Here is a 592-nt window from a genome sequence, read left to right on the forward strand (position 1 = left end):
TCAAACACCTGACGCAGGTAGGCGAGGAAGGTGTTGTTGGTGGTCATCGTTTTGCCCGGAGAGTCGGAGAGTTTGGCGACGGACTGACCGTTGCACTCGACGAGTTTCAGGACGATGTTCAGCGGGGTATGCCCCATGTCGTTGGTGAGGTTGGTGCCGATACCGAAGCTGGTTTTGAAACGGTCTTTGAAATATTGGTGCAACGCCCATGAGCGCTCGATATCCAGACCGTCGGAGAAGGTCAGCATTTTGGTGCGGCTGTCGATTTTGAGTTTTTTATAGTGCGCATGCGCTTTGTCGCCCCATACATAGGGGTCGCCGCTGTCGTGGCGCAGACCGTCGAAGAGTTTGGCGAAGTAGAGGTCGAAGTCGCGCAGGAATGCGTCCATGCCGACGACGTCGGTCAGTGCGATGCCGAGGTCGCCGCGGTATTCGTGTACCCAGCTTTCGAGGGCGGCTTTTTGGAAGTTGCGCAGGCGCACGTCGAGGGCTTGGAAGGCTTGGAGGAACTCGTGCGCCATCGTGCCGATGGGGGTGATGCCGATTTTTTTGGCGAGATAAACGTTGCTGGTACCTCGCACGATGTCGGGGG

General features: G+C 57.3%; 1 protein-coding gene. It reads right to left on the reverse strand.

The genetic code is table 11. The annotated features are described in order from the left end of the window. A partial coding sequence (pncB, locus tag ACTHUR_RS16095) for a nicotinate phosphoribosyltransferase (protein ID WP_440399680.1) occupies positions 1–592 on the reverse strand: 592 nt, incomplete at both ends.

The organism is Neisseria sp. P0021.S007, assembly GCF_051956855.1.